Origin of the sequence: Bradyrhizobium sp. NBAIM14 (assembly GCF_020193895.1) — a bacterium.
In the GTDB taxonomy this organism is placed as follows: Bacteria; Pseudomonadota; Alphaproteobacteria; order Rhizobiales; family Xanthobacteraceae; genus Bradyrhizobium; species Bradyrhizobium yuanmingense.
Window position 1 is genome coordinate 483,066 of sequence record NZ_JADYVQ010000002.1, and the last position, 16,619, is coordinate 499,684.

Below are 16,619 nucleotides of genomic sequence, written 5' to 3' on the forward strand. Positions count from 1 at the left end.
ATCACGGGAGCGGTGATCCCGGTGGATGGGGGGTTTGCGGTATCAGTTCTAGGAATTCATGCGATGCGTTCGACATTGAAGAGCGTGAGGGTTGGGGTCGGTCTCTTGATGCTCCTCGCCGCAGTTCACTTGACCTCCGCCGCGTTCGGCGAGGACAAGCAGAGCGCCGGCAGTCGAGATGAGACTGCCGCCTTCGATCCCATCCGGTTTGGAGGCAGAACGGATTTCCAGGTCTCAGCCCTCGCCGAGGTCCCACGGCAGGTGGCGCGCGCAGCACAACGCGAAAACTGCGACGTCGAAAAAGGCATGAAAGAGATTCCGCTTCGCTTCTTGGTCGAGAGAGAGCGCCGTTTCGTCCTCGTATATTGTCAGTGGATCGTGGGAAGTCATCTCGTCTTCGACCTTAAGGACGCGCGCCATCCGAAGCTCGTCGCGTTTCCATTCTTCGCACAGAACACCGGGTTCGGCACCACGCCGCGGCCGGGCCTCATCACCTGGCGAAAGGAGGCCGGCGTGTTCGAGGCTGAGACCGGAACAGACATGTGTCCGAGCTCTCGCCTTCGTCACGTCTACCGCCTGGGAACGACCGAAGGCTATACCAGTGGCACCAGCAGCTTCGTGCTCGTCCGCGTGGATGTCACGGCGCGCGGCTGTGGGGGTGACCAGCCGTGGTCGACGGTGTGGCAAGCACCGAACTGGCCGGAGTCGATGATCGTGCGGTGAGGACGAACGTGAGGGATGGCCAGGTTATCGCACATGACTTGGCCGGTGCGCACGCCTCGTCCTTCGAGACGGCGCTTACGCGCCTCCTCAGGATGAGGCTAATCGGCGTCAGTGTCTTCCGAGACTGCAGCCACACACTCCCTGCTCAGGAGCCCGCCTGAGCGGGCGTCGCGAAGGATGGCACAGAAAAAGGCTCTCGGCCCTTCGGTGGATGGCGGGTTGCGGTATCAGGTCTAGGAGCGAAGGCTCTCGTCCCAAGGATTGCTGCGCCGCGGAATAGTCGGGGTTACGGCAACGTTGATTTGCGTCAAGCGAGTGGTCGAGTCGTTGCGAGATCGTCGCGCGCTATCGGCGAGCCGACACGTGACTGCAGATATCCGTGTTGATCGTCTGTTGACCGGCGATCGCTTCGCATGGCGACCGGCCTTTGGAGTGCGCGCGGTGAACGTTTGGACGCGTTGGGTGCCCGGGATCGATACGCTTCGGTACTACGAAGCGGCCTGGCTTCGGCATGATGTCTTCGCAGGTCTCGTGCTGGCGACCATGCTTGTCCCGGTCGGAATTGCCTATGCCGTGGCGTCCGGTCTGCCGGGCATCCACGGCCTCTACGCGACCATCGTCCCGCTTCTGGCCTACGCGATGTTCGGTCCGAGCCGCATCATCGTGCTCGGACCGGACTCGGCGCTGGCAGCTGTCATCCTCGGCGTCATCGTCCCCCTGTCCGGCGGCGATCCGGTCCGCGCCGCAATGCTTGCCGCCATGATGGCGCTCGTTTCGGGAACGGTGCTCATTGTGGCCGGCATCGCACGGTTAGGGTTCGTGACGGAGCTGCTGTCCAAGCCGATACGGTACGGCTACATGAACGGGATCGCGCTGACCGTTTTGATCAGCCAGTTGCCAAAGCTGCTCGGCTTCTCGATCGAAAGCGAAGGACCGCTGAGAGACCTATGGGCGATCGCCGTTGGGATCGGTGATGGCAAGATCAATTGGGCCGCATTCGCAGTCGGATTTGGTACGTTGATCGTCATCCTGCTGCTCAAGGACAGCAAGCGACTGCCGGGAATCCTGATTGCCGTCGTCGGAGCGACCCTTGTCGTCTCACTCCTTGATCTGGGAACTGGTTATGGTGTGAAAGTCTTGGGGCCACTTCCACAAGGTCTGCCGGCCTTCTCCATTCCCAGGATCGGCTATGGCGATCTGATCCCCGTGCTGGCCGGCGGCTGCGCCATCGCTCTGGTCTCGTTCGCCGATACCAGCGTGTTGTCGCGAACCTATGCTGCTCGTCTGGGCGACAAGGTCGATCCGAACCAGGAGATGGTGGGCCTCGGCGCGGCCAACCTGGCGACCGGCTTTTTCCAGGGCTTCCCGATCAGCAGCAGTTCCTCGCGCACGCCCGTTGCCGAAGCCGCCGGCGCCCGCACCCAGCTCACATGTGTCGTCGGCGCGTTTGCGATCGCGTTCCTTCTGTTGGCTGCGCCAAACTTGTTGCAGCACCTGCCGAATGCCGCATTGGCCGCCGTGGTGATCGCAGCCGCAATCGGCCTGATCGAGATCAGTGATCTCAAACGAATCTACCGGATCCAGCGCTGGGAATTCTGGTTGACCGTGCTGTGCTTCGTGGGCGTAGCCGTGCTCGGCGCAATTCCCGGAATCGGCCTCGCCATCGCGGTCGCCATTGCCGAGTTTCTGTGGGACGGCTGGCGTCCGCACTCCGCAATTCTTGGGCGGGCGCAGGGCGTCAAGGGCTATCACGACATCACGAGATATCCCGATGCCCGCCTGATACCCGGACTAGTGCTGTTCCGCTGGGACGCGCCGCTGTTCTTCGCCAATGCCGAGTTCTTCAAGGAACGTATTCTGGCCGCGGTCGAGCAATCGCCGACACCCGTGCGCTGGCTGGTCGTCGCCGCTGAACCGGTCACGAGCGTCGACGTCACCGCCTGCGACACAATTGCCGAACTGGACGAGGCGCTCCACGTCAGGAGCATCGAACTTTGCTTTGCCGAGCTGAAGGATCCCGTGAAGGACAAGCTGAAGCGGTTCGGGTTGTATGCGCAGGTCGGCGAAGCCCAGTTCTTTCCGACCATCGGCTCGGCCGTCTCGAGCTACCTCCACATCAACAATGTCGAATGGGAGGACTGGGAGGATCAGGTCGAGGTCGGTCGTCACGTCGGGTCTTGACGAGCCGGCCAGCGCGACAACCAGCGCAGGGCCGCACCTGCGGCCATTTTCGGCGAGCATGGCGGCCAACCGCCAGACCGCCGCCGGCAATAAGCGAGTCATTGCTGAACCGCGGGCGCGCACTTCGTGCCCGTCTTCGGGGAACATGGGCCCAATCCAATCGTTGCCTCCGCTCCACTGGAGGAAAGTTCATGCCCAAGAAATCGCTCGCCGAAATCTCAAAGGAAATGGCCGGCATCGACATCGCCATTCTCTCGACGCACACCGAGAACGGCGAGATTGCCAACCGTCCGATGAGCAACAACGGCGACGTCGCCTACGACGGCACCTCGTACTACTTCACCTACGAACAGGCGCGAACGGTATCGGACATCCAACGAAATCCCAAGGTAGCGCTCGGATTCTCATCGGAGGCGGGCCTATTCTCGAAGGGAATCTACCTCGCGGCCGAAGGGACTGCCGAGCTGATCCGCGACAAGGCCGCCTTCCAACAGCATTGGACCAGCGACCTCGACAAGTGGTTCGACAACGGCATCGATACGCCGGGCATCGTCCTGATCAAGGTCAAAGCCAAGCGCATCACTTATTGGACGGGCCGCGAAGAGGGTGAGGTCGTGATCTGACCGACGCGGTGATCGTGCGCCGATTCCTCGATTGGTTCTTCAGGAGCCGCGAAACCGGTGCCATCACCATCGCGCAATGGCCTAACCTCATCCTATGGATCGTGATCGTCGCGGGCCTTCTGCTTTGGATCTGGCCTTCCGCGGGAAGAGCCAGCGTCGCCCTGACAATCGTCTTGAAAGGCGGACTGATGATTTGGGGCGCCGACGAGATCATCCGCGGCGTGAATCCCTGGCGGCGCTGCCTCGGCGCTGCGGTCGTCGTCTACGAGCTCATCACGCTTGTGCCGTAAGGTGGGTTCGACGAAGCACGCCTAACCTTCGTGGTTTGCTGCTCCCTGCGCATCGCGCCGCCATGCACCCGGGCTGACGCCGACGATCGCGGCCTGGAGCCGGCATTTTCTCGTACGACCAATAGCCTACCGGAGCGAGATCGAGGGGCACCGAACTTCACCCCTGCCCCGCCGGCGGGACCACGTAGAGCGTCAGCGCGAACACCGCATAGATGAAGATCAGCAGGGCGCCGACGAACCAGGCCGAGCGCCCGCTGGCCGTGATGAAGGCCGACGTCACCGTCGCGATCATCATCATGGTGACCGCGCCCGGCCAGAACTGCAGGTCCATCGGCTTCGGCCCCACGACATAGCTGAGCAGCACCAAAGCGGGTGCGACGAACAGCGCGATCTGCGAGGCGCTGCCGAGCGCAATGCTGACGGCCATGTCGAGCCGGTCCTTGCGTGCCGCGGCGAAGGCCACCGCGAATTCCGCGGCGGCGCCGACCAGCGAGACGACGATGAAGCCGACGAAGGCCGGGCTCATTCCGAAGGTTTCCGCCGCCTTCTGCACCGATTCGACGAAGATCTCGCTGACCAGCGCGACCAGCACGGTGACGACCAGCAGCGTGCCGACGGCTGTTCCGATCGGCCAGTGCGCCTCCTTGTCGCCGTCGCCGTGACCGGCGCTTGCAAACAATTCCTTGTGCGTTCGCAGCGAGAACAACAGGCCGAGCCCGTAAGCTGTGATGAGCAGGACCGAAATGCCGAGGCTGAGCTTGTTGAGGATGCCCCCGCCCTGCGGCAGGTGGTCGAGATCGGCGACCGCCGAAGGCGCAAGCAAGGCGACGGTCGCCATCAGCAACAGGCCGGACGAAAGCCGCGCACCGGCGCGGTTATATTCCTGCACATGATAGCGCAGGCCGCCGAGGAGCAGGCAGGCGCCCAGCATGAACACCGCGTTGGTGACGATCGCGCCCGCAATCGAGGCCTTCACCAGCATGTACTGGCCGGCGCGCAGCGCCGTGATGGCAATGATCAGCTCGGTCAGATTGCCGAGCGTTGCATTGAGCAATCCGCCCACGGCATCGCCGGTCTTGGCGGCAACCGCCTCGGTGGCGTGGCTGAGCAGCGCCGCGAGCGGAACGATGGCCAGCACCGCGAGCACAAACAGCAGCGTATGGGAATGCGGCGCCACCGCCTCGGCCACCAGCACGATGGGCACGAAGGCCAGCATCCAGAGCAAAGGGGTATTCCGGATTTCCCTGAGCAAAGTCTGCATGTGGCCGCCCTTCCATCGATGCGCTGATGGAAAGGTCAGGCGGCCGCGCAGGTCGAGTGTTGATCTGTCTCAAGGTCGGCGTGGTGGAGGCGGCGCGCGCAGGACGCGCATGCGGCCTGCTCCCGACCGCTCGCTGGCACGCTGGCATCCTGCCAGTGTTTTGCCCGACGGGTCAACCTGATCGCGGCTGCGACCGCCGTTTGCGACACGGCGGGAAAATGCCTTGTCGATCAAAGGGCCTTCTACTGTGCATGGGGTTGTTTTTCGACTTTCTTCATTTGGCCTCGCCCTGCGCTCGCAGCGCAGCCGCATCGCCTGACCTTCGCGCATACACAGCATGCAAGCTTGCGCCTGTGGAAGCCGGCGCCTCCGTAGTACATGCCGAACGTCCCCCATGGCTACGCCGCCGGAGCAGCGCGCCAACAAAAATGACGATCACGTTACCTGCCGCCGCGCGCGAGCCCGACAATCCCACCGCCGACGGTCTTCCGTCGACGCAGCGGCGCTGGGCGGTTGCCGCAATCTTCACTGCGCTCGCGATGGCCTCGCTCGACACTGCCATTGCCAACATCGCCCTGCCGGCCATCGCCGCCGACCTGCACGTCACGCCGGAGCAGTCGGTCTGGGTCGTCAACGTCTACCAGATCGCGCTGGTGGCGACGCTCTTGCCGCTCGGGGCGCTCGGCGAGATCGTCGGGCACCAGCGCATCTATCTCGGCGGCCTGATCCTGTTCACCATTGCCTCGCTGTTTTGCGCGGTGGCATGGTCGCTCGACAGCCTGTTGCTGGCGCGCACGCTGCAAGGGCTGGGCGCGAGCGGCATCATGAGCGTCAACACGGCGCTGGTGCGCTTCGTCTATCCCGGCCGCATGCTCGGCCGCGGCTTCGGTCACAACGCGCTCGTGGTCGCGACCGCCTTCACCTTCGGACCCTCGATCGCCTCCGCCATCCTCGCCTTCGGACCCTGGCCGTGGCTGTTCGCCGTCAACATCCCGTTCGGCCTCATCGCCATCGGCATCGGCTTTGCCATGCTGCCGAAGACCCCGCGCGCCGATCACGGCTTCGACTTGCTCGGCGCGATCCTGGCCACCGCCTGCCTCGGCCTGTTCATCACCGGCATCGGCAGCGCCGCGCACAATCTGTCGCCATTCGTGGTCGGCATCGAGCTGGTCACAGCCCTCGTGCTCGGCGTGATCCTGACCCGCCGCCACGCCGATCATCCCGCGCCGATGCTGCCGATCGACCTGTTCGCCAGGCCGATGTTCGCGCTGTCGGCGGCAACGGCGGTGTGCTCCTTCGCCGTCCAAGGCCTCGCCTTCGTCTCGCTGCCGTTCTATTTCGAGGATGTGCTCGGCCGCTCGCAGGTCGAGACCGGCTTCTTCATGACGCCCTGGCCGCTGGTGGTCGGCATCATGGCGCCGATCGCAGGCCGCCTCTCCGACCGCCATGCCGTCGGGCTGCTCGGCGGCATCGGCCTCGTCCTGCTGGGTCTCGGCATGGCGCTGCTCGCGACACTGCCGCCCAATCCCGCCATTGCCGACATCATCTGGCGGATGGTGATCTGCGGCATGGGCTTCGGCTTCTTCCAGGCGCCGAACATGAAGGCGGTGATGGCAAGCGCGCCGCCGCACCGCAGCGGCAGCGCCTCCGGCATCGTCGCGACCGCGCGCCTAACTGGGCAGACCACTGGCGCGGCGCTCGCCGCCGCCTGCTTCGCACTCGCTGGCCACGAGGGCGCGACGCTGGCGCTGGCGCTCGGCGCGGGCTTTGCCGCGCTCGGCAGCGTGATGAGCTTCCTGCGGCTCGCGGTGAAGTAAGGCCTCAGGCCGCCGTCACGCCGACAGCCACAGGAGAGACGGCCTCGTTGTCCAGCGCGGCCAGGCGCTGGTCGATCGCCGCGATGACCTTGCGCGAGTACGGTCCGAGATGCGCATAGGCCGCGATCATCTGCACGGCGATGCGTGCGGACGACGTGTCGCGCTTGGCGCAGTTCATGAAGGTCTGCCAGAGCGGCCCCCGCGCCTCAGGAAGCGCGGACACCACCTTGTGCACGGTCTCCATGGCTCCGAGCTTGGAGCGGATATCGCCTTCGGCAAGCTCGGAACGCTGCCTCGACCGGTCGAGCAGCGTCATCAGGCGGTCGACACGTGCTGCATAGGCCGCCGGGCTGTAGATGTGTTCCAGCACCCGCTTGTAGTCCGTCAGGATGTCGCGCAACGGGCGGACCGGATCGAAATTGATGCCCGCCGTGCACTGATCGGCGCCAATCGTCGGCGCCACGTCGTGCCCGGAATGCAGCCGGCCTTCGCGCTCCAGCCGGCGCGTGAGCTGCGTGTTGGGCAAGGCATAGAGCAGGCCGACCATGGCGACGGGGATTGCCGCCTCCTCGATGAAGTCGATCATCGCCTCCGCCATCGAGACCTTCTCGTTGTCGAAGCCAACGATGAAGCCCGCGGTGACGAGCATGCCGGCGGCGTAGATCTTGTGGATGCTCTCGGCGATGTTGCGCCGCGTGTTCTGCTTCTTGCGCATCGCGACCAGCGTCGCCGGGTCCGGACTTTCGATGCCGACGAAGATGCCGAAGAAATTGGCCGCACCCATCAGCTCCAACAGCTCCGGGTCGTCGGCGAGATTGACCGAGGCTTCCGTGGAGAATTCGAACGGATAGCCGTGCGTGCGCTGCCATTCGGCGAGCTTCGGCAGGAACTGCCGCAGCGACTTCTTGTTGCCGATGAAATTGTCGTCGACGAAGTCGAGATGACCGCGATAGCCCATCTTGTAGAGCGTCTCGAGTTCGACGAACATCTGCTCGATCGTCTTGGTCCGCGGCACGCGCCCGTAGAGCTCGATGATGTCGCAGAATTCGCAGGTGAACGGACAGCCGCGCGAATATTGCACACCGAGATAGAGATAGTCCTCGAACTTGAGCAGGTCGAAACGCGGCACCGGCGTCTTGGTGACGTCAGCCTGGAACTTCGGTGCGGTGAAGAGGCCGGATCGCGCGCCGCTCTCCCAGGCCGCGATGAATTCGTTCATGACGCTCTCGGCCTCGCCGAGCACCCGGAAATCGGCCCGTTCATAGATATGGGGGCTCGAGGTGGGGTCGGGTCCGCCGACCACGACCGGCTTGCCGGCAGCGCGGCAGAGCTCGATCAGACGCAACGTGTCGGCCTGCTGGGGCAACATTCCGCCGGTGAAGACGACGTCGGCCCAGGCGAGATCCTCCTCCCCGAACGGCGCGGTGTTGCAATCGACCAGCCGGACGGTCCAGCTCTCGGGCAGCATCGCGGCGACGGTGATCAGGCCCAGGGGGGCGGCCGGGCGCTTGACGCCCAGCACTTTGCAGGATTCGCCGAAGGTCCAGAAGGACTCTGCCGAGAACAGCGGGTAGAGCATCAGTACGTTGCAGGGACTCGGCACGTTCATGGAACTCCTTTTGCGTCGGCGCAGTGTACCAAAGCGCCCGCGACTTGCACCCCGGCAATAGGGACAAACTGTCGCCGCAGCGCAAGCCGCGCGGGGCCCTGGAACCGGCATTCACAGCCGGACGTCGCCTCAAGCCGCGGATTGGCGCCCTCGGAACAAGGCCTCAACCCGAATCGATTGCGAAGGGATGAGCCAAAACGGCGTCCCGGTCCATACCCAGAGCGGGGGCCATGCGCCCTGGTCGCGCTCGGTTTGTTGATTTGAACCTCGGACTGTTGATTTGAACCGTTCCAGTTTGCCGCACACATTGCGCCCCTGAGTTCAATCGGTGGATTGGGCCAATCAGGGGACTTGCGATGGCAAACCTAACAATCAACGGAAAACCCTTCACGCTCGACGTCGAGCCGGATACGCCGCTGCTTTGGGCGATCCGCGAGAATGCCGGCCTGACCGGCACCAAATACGGTTGCGGCATTGCACAATGCGGTGCCTGCACGGTTCACCTCGACGGCGTTGCGATGCGCTCCTGCGGCATCTCGGTCAGCGAGGCCGAGGGCAAGCAGATCACCACCATCGAGGGGCTCGCCTCGGGCAATACGCTGCACAAGGTGCAGGAGGCCTGGATCGCCCAGGACGTGCCGCAATGCGGCTATTGCCAGAGCGGCATGATCATGGCGGTGGCCGCGCTCTTGAACGAGAAGCCGAAGCCGACCGACGCCGACATCGACGAGGCCATCACGAATATCTGCCGCTGCGGCACCTTCCAGCAGGTGCGCGAGGCGATCCACACGATCGCGAGCGCGTAAGGAAATCCCCACATGAACAAGCATATATCGCCGCGGCTCAACCGCCGCGCCTTCGTCATCGGCACCGCTGCGGTCGGTGCCGGCCTTGCCATCGGCCTCGACCTGCCCTTCGGCGGCCCCGCCGTGGTCCGCGCCGCCGACGGCTCGCCGGAGATCGGCGCCTGGGTCGTGGTCAGGCCCGACGACACCGTGGTGATCCGCATCGCCCGCTCGGAGATGGGTCAGGGCTCGCTGACCGGCCTCGCCCAGCTCGTTGCCGAGGAGCTCGAATGCGACTGGACCAAGGTCACGACCGAATATCCGACGCCCGGCCAGAGCGTCGCGCGCAAGCGCGTCTGGGGCGATTTCTCGACCGGCGGCAGCCGCGGCATCCGCTCCTCGCAGGACTATGTCCGCAAGGGCGGCGCCACCGCGCGCGTGATGTTGATCCAGGCCGCAGCCGACGCATGGAAAGTGCCGGCGTCCGAATGCAGGGCCGCGAACAGCATCATCACCCATACGCCCTCGGGCCGGACCACGACCTATGGCAAGGTCGCCGAAGCTGCGGCGAAGCTGACGCCGCCGGCGGACGTCAAGCTGAAAGATCCGAAGGACTGGAAGCTGATCGGCAAGGGCGTCAATCGGCTCGACACCGCCGACAAGACCACCGGCGCGATGATCTACGGCGTCGACGTCAAGCTGCCGGGCATGCTGAACGCTGCGATCAAGGACTGCCCGGTGTTCGGCGGCAAGCTGAAGAGCTTTGACGAAGCCAAGATCGCCAACATGAAAGGCGTCAAGAAGGTGGTCAAGGTGGGCGATACCGCGGTCGCGGTCGTTGCCGACACCTGGTGGCACGCCAAGACCGCGCTGGAGGCGCTGCCGATCGTCTGGGACGAAGGCGACAACGCCAAGGTCTCCAGCGAGTCGATTGCGAAGTGGCTGGCCGAGGGCCTCGACAATGCGCAGCCGGCCTATGTCGGCAACAAGAACGGCGACGCGAAGGCCGCGATTGCCAGTGCGGCCAAGAAGGTCGAAGCCGTCTACTCCTATCCCTACCAGAACCACGCCACGATGGAGCCGATGAACGCCACCGCGCTCTACACGGCCGACAAATGCGAGGTCTGGTGCGGGACGCAGAACGGCGAGGCGGCGTTTGCAGCGGTGCTGGAAGCGTCCGGCCTGCCGGCCGAGAAGTGCGACGTGCACAAGGTGATGCCAGGCGGCGGCTTCGGCCGGCGCGGCCAGACCGACTATGTCCGCCAGGCGGTCATGATCGCCAAGCAGATGCCGGGCACGCCGATCAAGCTGCTGTGGTCGCGCGAAGAGGACATGGCGCACGGCAGGTATCACCCGATCACCCAGTGCAAGATGACCGGCGCGTTCGATGCCAACAACAACCTGATCGCGCTGCACTACCGCCTGTCCGGGCAATCGATCCTGTTCTCGCTCCGCCCCGAAGCGTTGCAGAACGGCATGGATCCCGCGGCATTCCAGGGCGTCGCCCAATCCGGCGAAGCCGCATTCGGCTATTCGGTGCCGAACCTTCTGGTCGAGCATGCGATGCGCAACCCGCACGTCCCGCCCGGCTTCTGGCGCGGCGTCAACGTCAACCACAACGCGATCTACATGGAATGCTTCATGGACGAGCTCGCCCATGCCGCAGGCCAGGACCCCCTCGAATTCCGTCGTAAGCTGATGGGCAACCACCCCAAGCACCTCGCGGTGCTCAATGCGGTTGCCGAGAAGATCGGTTGGACCACGCCGGCGCCGCAAGGCGTCTATCGCGGCATCGCGCAGGTGATGGGCTATGGCAGCTATGTCGCCGGCGCCGCCGAGATCTCGGTGACAGAGGGCAGCAAGATAAAGGTGCATCGCATCGTCGCCTCCACCGATCCGGGCTACGTCGTCAATCCGGCGCAAGTGGAACGGCAGGTCGCCGGCTCCTTCGTCTATGGCCTCTCCGCGCTGTTCTACGGCGGCTGCACGGTGAAGGACGGCAAGATCGAGCAGACCAACTTCGACACCTACAACTCGATGCGCATCAACGAGATGCCGAAGGTGGAGGCGGTGATGGTGCCGAGCGGCGGGTTCTGGGGTGGCGTCGGCGAGCCGACCATCGGCATCGCGGCGCCGGCGGTGCTGAACGCGTATTTCGCCGCGACCGGCAAGCGCATCCGCCATGTGCCGCTGCGCGACCAGAACATCACCTTCGCGTAAAGCATGATCCGGAGAAGCGTGGAGCGGTTGTCCGAAAAGATCATGCTCAAAGGACAAATCGCGGCGGCCGTATCGGCCGCCGCAGCATTTTCCGGACAGGTCTCATGAATGCGCCGGTGACGCGGCGGAATGCCGTCCTCGGCATCGCCGTCGCGGCTACATCGCTCGCCGCCCCTTCGATCCTGCGCGCGCAATCGGCGGGCCGCGTCGTCGTGGTCGGCGGCGGCTTCGGCGGCGCGGCTTGCGCCCGCGCGCTCGCGCGCGCCGATGCTAAATTGCAGGTCACCCTGATCGAGCCGAACCAGACCTACATCTCCTGTCCATTCAGCAACGAGGTGATCGCGGGCCTGCGCGAGATCGAGGCGCAGCAGTTCGGCTATGACAAGCTTGCCGCCGGGGGCATCAGCATCGTCATCCAGGCTGCGACGGGCATCGACACGCAAACGCGTCGTGTGACGACGGGGGATGGCACCACGTTCGGCTATGACCGCCTCGTGCTCTCGCCCGGCATCGACTTCCATCTCGAAGCCCTGCCCGGCTACGACGGTGCCGCGCCGGAGACGATGCCGCACGGCTGGAAGGCCGGCGCGCAAACGCTTTTGCTGCGCCGGCAATTGGAAGCGATGGCGGACGGCGGCACGATCGCCATTGCAATCCCGGCCAATCCTTCCCGGTGCCCGCCAGCGCCCTACGAGCGCGCGAGCCTGATCGCGCATTACCTGAAGTCGAGAAAGCCGCGGTCGAAAGTTCTGATCCTCGATGCCAAGGACGCGTTCTCTCAGCAGCGGCTGTTCGAGAAAGCGTGGAAGGAGCTCTATGGCGACATGATCGAGCGCGTCGCACTGTCGCAAGGCGGCCGCGTCACCTCGGTCGATCCGACGATGCGAACCATCGTCACGGAGTTCGGCAACTACACCCCTGACGTCGCCAACGTCATCCCGCCGCAGCGCGCGGGGCGCATCGCCGCCATCGCGGGCGCTGCGGACGCGACGGGCTGGTGCCCGATCGATCCCGTCACGTTCGAGTCGAAACTCGTTTCGAACGTCCACGTCATCGGCGATGCCTGCCTCGGCGGCGGCATTCCCAAATCAGCATCCGCTGCGAGCGCGCAAGGCAAGGCCTGTGCTGGAGCGATCATGAATCTCCTTGCAGGCCGCGCACCGGAGGCGCCACGCCTGACAGGCGTCTGCTACAACGTCGTCGCGCCCGGTTACGGCTTTTCGCTGGCCGGCAATTACGAGCCCAGGGGCGACATCTTCGCCGAGGTCGAGGGCGGCGCCACCAGCCCGGTCGACGCGCCGCGCGAATTGCGCGCCCGCGAGGCGGACGAGGCCGAGCGCTGGTTTGAAACCATCACGGCGGACACCTTTGGCTAGAGCACCGATCCATATCGCAGCGCTGATTTCTGCCAGCCTCGCCTGCAGCGCGAGCGCGGACGAGCTCGTGCCCTACACAATCGTCGGCGACGGCATTCCCGCCTCGCTCACCGGCTCGCCCAGCGATGCCACGCGTGGGCGCGCGCTGGTGCTCGCACGCACGACGACCTGCATCCTCTGCCATTCCGGCCCATTTCCGGAAACGCGGTTCCAGGGCGACCTCGCGCCTGATCTTGCCGGTGCCGGGAACCGGTGGTCCGCGAGCCAGTTGCGGCTTCGACTGGTCGATGCCTCGCGCTTCAATCCGGACACCATCATGCCGTCCTATTATCGCAACGACGGCCTCGTCCGCGTCGGACGCAACTTCGCCGGCAAGCCGATCCTGTCGGCTGCGGAGATCGAGGACATCGTGGCTTTTCTTGCAACGCTTCGGGACTAGGTTTCATGCCAACCACGCGACGACAATTCTTGAACCTCGCCGGAGGCGTGACAGTCGCCGGCACGGTCCCGATCGTGACGCTGCGGCCGCTTCAAGCGACGCCGGCGATGCTCAACGCTGCGATCCGTAACCTCGTCGGCGAAGCCCAGCTTCGCAGCGGCAGGATCAGGCTCGACATTCCGCCGCTGGTCGAGAACGGCAATACGGTGCCGATAACTGTCAGCGTTGCAAGCCCGATGACGGCGGACGACCACGTCAAGAGCATCCACGTCTTCAACGAGAAGAACCCGCAGCCGAACATCGGCAATTTCTATCTTGGTCCCTCCTCCGGCCGAGCCCAGGTCTCGACCCGGATCCGGCTCGCCGACACCCAGAAGGTGGTCGCGATCGCGCGCCTGTCCGACGACACGTTCTGGCAGGTTGCCGCCGATGTCGTCGTGACGCTGGCGGCCTGCACCGAGGAGATGAACTGATGGCCGCCCTCATCAACGTTCCCTCGAAAGCCAAACGCGGCGAGATCATCGAGATCCGCACGCTGACCTCGCACATCATGGAAACAGGATTCCGCCATACCGCGGACGGCAAGCTCGTGCCGCGCGACATCATCACGAGCTTCATCTGCCGCTACAACGGCGCCGAAATCTTTCGTGCCGACCTGTTTCCGGCGATCGCGGCGAACCCATATTTGTCGTTCTTCACGGTGGCCAAGGAGAGCGGCAAGTTCGAGTTCGAGTGGATCGGCGACAACGGCTATTCGTCCACCGCATCGGCATCGATCAGGGTCGAATGATTGTTTGGCGCGCGATAGCGGCGGCGATATTCCTCGTCACAGGCCCAGCCCTGCTCGCCGCAGAGATCCCGCCCGATGCGCGCCGCTCCGGCTATGCCTTCATGGGCCCGGACACCCGGGCGATGCAGGACGACGACACCGCCAATCCCGGCATGCTGTTCGTGCTCGACGGCGAGCAGCTGTGGAAGAAGAAGACCGGCAGCGCCGACAGGGCATGCGCCGATTGTCATGGCGATGCGCGCACCAGCATGAAGGGCGTCGCGGCGCGTTATCCTGCCTTCGACAAGGCCCTCGGCCGTCCCGTCACGCTCGACCAGCGCATCAATCTCTGCCGGGCCAATCATCAGCAGGCGACGCCGCTACCTTACGAGACCCGCGACCTGCTCGCATTGTCCGCCTTCGTCGCCCACCAGTCGCGTGGCAATCCGATCACGGCCGGCGACGATCCGCAGCTCAAGCCGTTTGTCGACCAGGGCCGCGACCTCTTCATGCAGCGCGAAGGCCAGCTCAACCTTGCCTGCACCAACTGCCATGACGACAATTTCGACAAGCGCCTCGCGGGCGCTCCGATCACGCAAGGACAGCCGACCGGCTATCCGCTGTATCGACTGGAATGGCAGACGCTGGGCTCGCTGGAGCGACGGCTGCGCAGCTGCATGAGCGGTGTCCGCGCCCAGGCCTATGATTACGGCTCGCCCGAGCTGGTCGCGCTCGAGCTCTATCTGATGTCGCGCGCGCGCGGCCTGCCGATGGAAACGCCGGCGGTGCGGCCCTGAAACAGCAACGGCCGGACCATCCGCCCGGCCGTTCCGCAACAATGAAGCCGGGCCTACTCCGCCGGTGCGGCCGACATCTCCGGATGCGCGGCATAGTGTTCGCTGGCGCCGAGCTTGCTGGCCGCGAACAGGCCGGCGGCCATCACGGCGTAGGCCAGCGCGACCGTGGGGGTCACGCCAAAGCCGCCGCCGATGCCGACGGCCTCGCCATGCATGAAGCCGAAATAGGTCAGGATCGCCCCGACCAGCGCAAAGGCGGAGGCCTTCTCGAAATCGCGCTCGATGATGAAGACACCGATAGCGCCGAGGATGAGGCCGCCGAGGATGGAGCCGCCGCCCATGACTTCGAGGCCGTGATAGAACACGCCCTGCTGCGGCAGCGCCGCCACCGCTGCGGTCTTGACCGCGTCGGCCTTGTCGGCCGCCATCCCGCCGACGGTTGCTGCCGCAGTCATGGTCGAGGCCAGCATCGTATCGATCTGGAGCTTGGCCCAGGCGGCAAGGTGCGGGGTCAGTGCCAGCACGATCGCAGGCGCGTGCTTGACCGGCGTGGTCTGGAACGCCTGCGCGCCGATCAGCATGCCGATGTAGAGCAGGATCGGAGAGATCGCGACCACGGGCACCAGCGCCAGCAGCACCGAGATGATGCCGAACCAGGACAGCACCACCACCATGATGCCGGTCGCAGCCGAATAGCCGATTCGGCCGCCCATCGCCTTCCAGCCGGGATGGCCGATATAGACCGCGTTGATGAAAGGATTGCCCATCAGGCAGCCGATCAGGCTGACGACGCCGTCGGCGGTGAGCACGCGCGTGGTCGGATAGTCGTCGCCGGCCGCTTCCGCGCTCTCGACATTGTCCATGGCCTCGACGAGGTCGTAGATGCCGAACGGAATGGCGGTGACCAGGATGATGCCGAGGAATTCAAAGCCGGAGAAGACGTAGCCAAGCGCCGGGATCGGCACCGAGAAGCCGAAGTTCGCAAAGGCCGCACCGACGCCCGCGATGCTCAGGCCGCCGAGGCCGAGCCCGAACAGGTTCGAGCCCCAGGCGATGATCATGCCGGCCGCGATTGCGACGAGGCCCGCGGGAATGCCGCGCCAATACTTCACGCCGCCGAACCAGCTCACCAGGATGATGGCGAAGCAGACGAGACCGATCTGCGGCGTCATGTACATCTCTAACGCTGGCCGCATCGAGATGAAGGTGACGGAGACCCCTGCGAGCGTGCCGAGCAGCGCCGCGCGCGGCGTGATCTTGCGGATGAACGGCGCGATGAAGCCGCCGATCATCAGGATGAAGCTCTGGAAGAATACCCAGACGAGGCCCGCCGACCACCCCTTGAGCGGATCGCCGGTCTTGAGCGTGATCGGCAGCATGATCACGAAGGTCACGATGAACATGTGCGGCACGCTGACGCCCGACGGCAGCGCGCAGACGTCGTTGCGGCCGGTCTTCTGGGCCAGGCGATAGGCGAGATAGGCGTAATAGAAGGTGGAGAGACACATCATCAGCCCGAGCGCGGGCAGGATGCGGCCGAACACGAGGCTGTCGGGCATCTTCAGCACGAAGCGCAACAGGCCCGTGAGCACCAACATGTTGACGAGGATGTTGGTGCCGAAGCCGAACAACGCGTTCCAGTCGCCCGACGTCCATAGCGCCGGCTTGAAGTCGGACTTGTTCAGATCAGAACTGCCGGCCGCCCCCGTCAATGTGCTCATGATAGTAC

At 64.8% G+C, this 16,619-nt stretch carries 15 protein-coding genes; 12 read left to right on the forward strand and 3 right to left on the reverse strand.

The features are described 5' to 3' along the window. The first annotated feature begins 63 nt into the window (after positions 1 to 63). The 4 genes from I6F28_RS07925 (at position 64) to I6F28_RS07940 (ending at position 3,817) form a co-directional block, all read left to right on the forward strand. On the forward strand, positions 64 to 723 hold the full coding sequence (locus tag I6F28_RS07925) for a hypothetical protein (RefSeq protein ID WP_225134175.1): 660 nt from the start codon (positions 64 to 66) through the stop codon (positions 721 to 723). A 441-nt stretch (positions 724 to 1,164) separates the two neighbouring features. Continuing rightward, positions 1,165 to 2,904 carry a SulP family inorganic anion transporter gene (gene sulP / locus I6F28_RS07930; protein ID WP_225127480.1) on the forward strand — a complete coding sequence of 580 codons (1,740 nt, stop codon included), beginning with the start codon at positions 1,165 to 1,167 and terminating at the stop codon, positions 2,902 to 2,904. 191 nt (positions 2,905 to 3,095) lie between these two features. Beyond that, positions 3,096 to 3,527 (forward strand): pyridoxamine 5'-phosphate oxidase family protein, encoded by a 432-nt coding sequence (locus I6F28_RS07935; protein WP_225139643.1) that lies wholly within the window; start codon positions 3,096 to 3,098, stop codon positions 3,525 to 3,527. A 14-nt stretch (positions 3,528 to 3,541) separates the two neighbouring features. Further along, positions 3,542 to 3,817, forward strand: a complete 276-nt coding sequence (locus tag I6F28_RS07940; protein WP_225139644.1) for a hypothetical protein — start codon at positions 3,542 to 3,544, stop codon at positions 3,815 to 3,817. Positions 3,818 to 3,974: 157 nt separating this feature from the next. On the opposite strand, the gene cax is transcribed toward I6F28_RS07940, so the two are convergent. After that, positions 3,975 to 5,078, reverse strand: coding sequence for a calcium/proton exchanger (cax, locus tag I6F28_RS07945; protein WP_225139645.1), 1,104 nt, complete (start codon positions 5,076 to 5,078; stop codon positions 3,975 to 3,977). Positions 5,079 to 5,506: 428 nt separating this feature from the next. Between cax and I6F28_RS07950 the strand changes: the two genes are divergently transcribed. Further along, positions 5,507 to 6,895 (forward strand): MFS transporter, encoded by a 1,389-nt coding sequence (locus I6F28_RS07950; RefSeq protein ID WP_036004335.1) that lies wholly within the window; start codon positions 5,507 to 5,509, stop codon positions 6,893 to 6,895. 4 nt (positions 6,896 to 6,899) lie between these two features. Here the strand turns inward: I6F28_RS07950 and I6F28_RS07955 are convergent, their stop codons facing one another. Next, positions 6,900 to 8,504 carry a B12-binding domain-containing radical SAM protein gene (locus tag I6F28_RS07955; protein ID WP_225139646.1) on the reverse strand — a complete coding sequence of 535 codons (1,605 nt, stop codon included), beginning with the start codon at positions 8,502 to 8,504 and terminating at the stop codon, positions 6,900 to 6,902. A 356-nt stretch (positions 8,505 to 8,860) separates the two neighbouring features. On the opposite strand from I6F28_RS07955, the gene I6F28_RS07960 reads away from it, so the two are divergent. The 7 genes from I6F28_RS07960 to soxA all read left to right on the forward strand — a co-directional run bounded on the left by I6F28_RS07960 (position 8,861) and on the right by soxA (position 14,890). Continuing rightward, positions 8,861 to 9,310, forward strand: coding sequence for a (2Fe-2S)-binding protein (locus tag I6F28_RS07960; protein ID WP_036004329.1), 450 nt, complete (start codon positions 8,861 to 8,863; stop codon positions 9,308 to 9,310). Positions 9,311 to 9,322: 12 nt separating this feature from the next. After that, a complete protein-coding gene (locus I6F28_RS07965) occupies positions 9,323 to 11,509 on the forward strand; it encodes a xanthine dehydrogenase family protein molybdopterin-binding subunit (RefSeq protein ID WP_225139647.1) in 2,187 nt (728 codons plus the stop codon). Positions 11,510 to 11,613: 104 nt separating this feature from the next. Continuing rightward, positions 11,614 to 12,885, forward strand: a complete 1,272-nt coding sequence (locus I6F28_RS07970; protein ID WP_225139648.1) for an NAD(P)/FAD-dependent oxidoreductase — start codon at positions 11,614 to 11,616, stop codon at positions 12,883 to 12,885. Then, the gene (gene soxX / locus I6F28_RS07975) at positions 12,878 to 13,324 is read left to right on the forward strand and encodes a sulfur oxidation c-type cytochrome SoxX (RefSeq protein WP_036004323.1); all 447 of its coding nucleotides are present in this window, start codon (positions 12,878 to 12,880) and stop codon (positions 13,322 to 13,324) included. Before I6F28_RS07970 ends, soxX begins: the two co-directional genes overlap by 8 nt. Before the next feature lie 5 nt (positions 13,325 to 13,329). After that, a complete protein-coding gene (locus I6F28_RS07980; protein WP_036004321.1) occupies positions 13,330 to 13,797 on the forward strand; it encodes a SoxY-related AACIE arm protein in 468 nt (155 codons plus the stop codon). Then, the gene (gene soxZ / locus I6F28_RS07985; RefSeq protein WP_036004317.1) at positions 13,797 to 14,114 is read left to right on the forward strand and encodes a thiosulfate oxidation carrier complex protein SoxZ; all 318 of its coding nucleotides are present in this window, start codon (positions 13,797 to 13,799) and stop codon (positions 14,112 to 14,114) included. The genes I6F28_RS07980 and soxZ overlap by 1 nt, the downstream gene beginning before the upstream one ends. Beyond that, positions 14,111 to 14,890 (forward strand): sulfur oxidation c-type cytochrome SoxA, encoded by a 780-nt coding sequence (gene soxA, locus I6F28_RS07990; RefSeq protein WP_225139649.1) that lies wholly within the window; start codon positions 14,111 to 14,113, stop codon positions 14,888 to 14,890. The genes soxZ and soxA overlap by 4 nt, the downstream gene beginning before the upstream one ends. Positions 14,891 to 14,943: 53 nt before the next feature. Here the strand turns inward: soxA and I6F28_RS07995 are convergent, their stop codons facing one another. Further along, positions 14,944 to 16,611: a regulator gene (locus tag I6F28_RS07995; protein WP_225139650.1), complete on the reverse strand. Its 1,668-nt coding sequence runs from the start codon at positions 16,609 to 16,611 to the stop codon at positions 14,944 to 14,946. Positions 16,612 to 16,619: the final 8 nt, after the last annotated feature.

Bases quoted from the DNA above. Each gene is read 5' to 3' on its own strand.
- I6F28_RS07925 (WP_225134175.1), top strand. From the start codon at position 64: ATGCGTTCGACATTGAAGAGCGTGAGGGTTGGGGTCGGTCTCTTGATG.
- I6F28_RS07935 (WP_225139643.1), top strand. From the start codon at position 3,096: ATGCCCAAGAAATCGCTCGCCGAAATCTCAAAGGAAATGGCCGGCATC.
- cax (WP_225139645.1), bottom strand. From the start codon at position 5,078: ATGCAGACTTTGCTCAGGGAAATCCGGAATACCCCTTTGCTCTGGATG.
- I6F28_RS07950 (WP_036004335.1), top strand. From the start codon at position 5,507: ATGACGATCACGTTACCTGCCGCCGCGCGCGAGCCCGACAATCCCACC.
- I6F28_RS07955 (WP_225139646.1), bottom strand. From the start codon at position 8,504: ATGAACGTGCCGAGTCCCTGCAACGTACTGATGCTCTACCCGCTGTTC.
- I6F28_RS07960 (WP_036004329.1), top strand. From the start codon at position 8,861: ATGGCAAACCTAACAATCAACGGAAAACCCTTCACGCTCGACGTCGAG.
- I6F28_RS07965 (WP_225139647.1), top strand. From the start codon at position 9,323: ATGAACAAGCATATATCGCCGCGGCTCAACCGCCGCGCCTTCGTCATC.
- I6F28_RS07970 (WP_225139648.1), top strand. From the start codon at position 11,614: ATGAATGCGCCGGTGACGCGGCGGAATGCCGTCCTCGGCATCGCCGTC.
- I6F28_RS07980 (WP_036004321.1), top strand. From the start codon at position 13,330: ATGCCAACCACGCGACGACAATTCTTGAACCTCGCCGGAGGCGTGACA.
- soxZ (WP_036004317.1), top strand. From the start codon at position 13,797: ATGGCCGCCCTCATCAACGTTCCCTCGAAAGCCAAACGCGGCGAGATC.
- soxA (WP_225139649.1), top strand. From the start codon at position 14,111: ATGATTGTTTGGCGCGCGATAGCGGCGGCGATATTCCTCGTCACAGGC.
- I6F28_RS07995 (WP_225139650.1), bottom strand. From the start codon at position 16,611: ATGAGCACATTGACGGGGGCGGCCGGCAGTTCTGATCTGAACAAGTCC.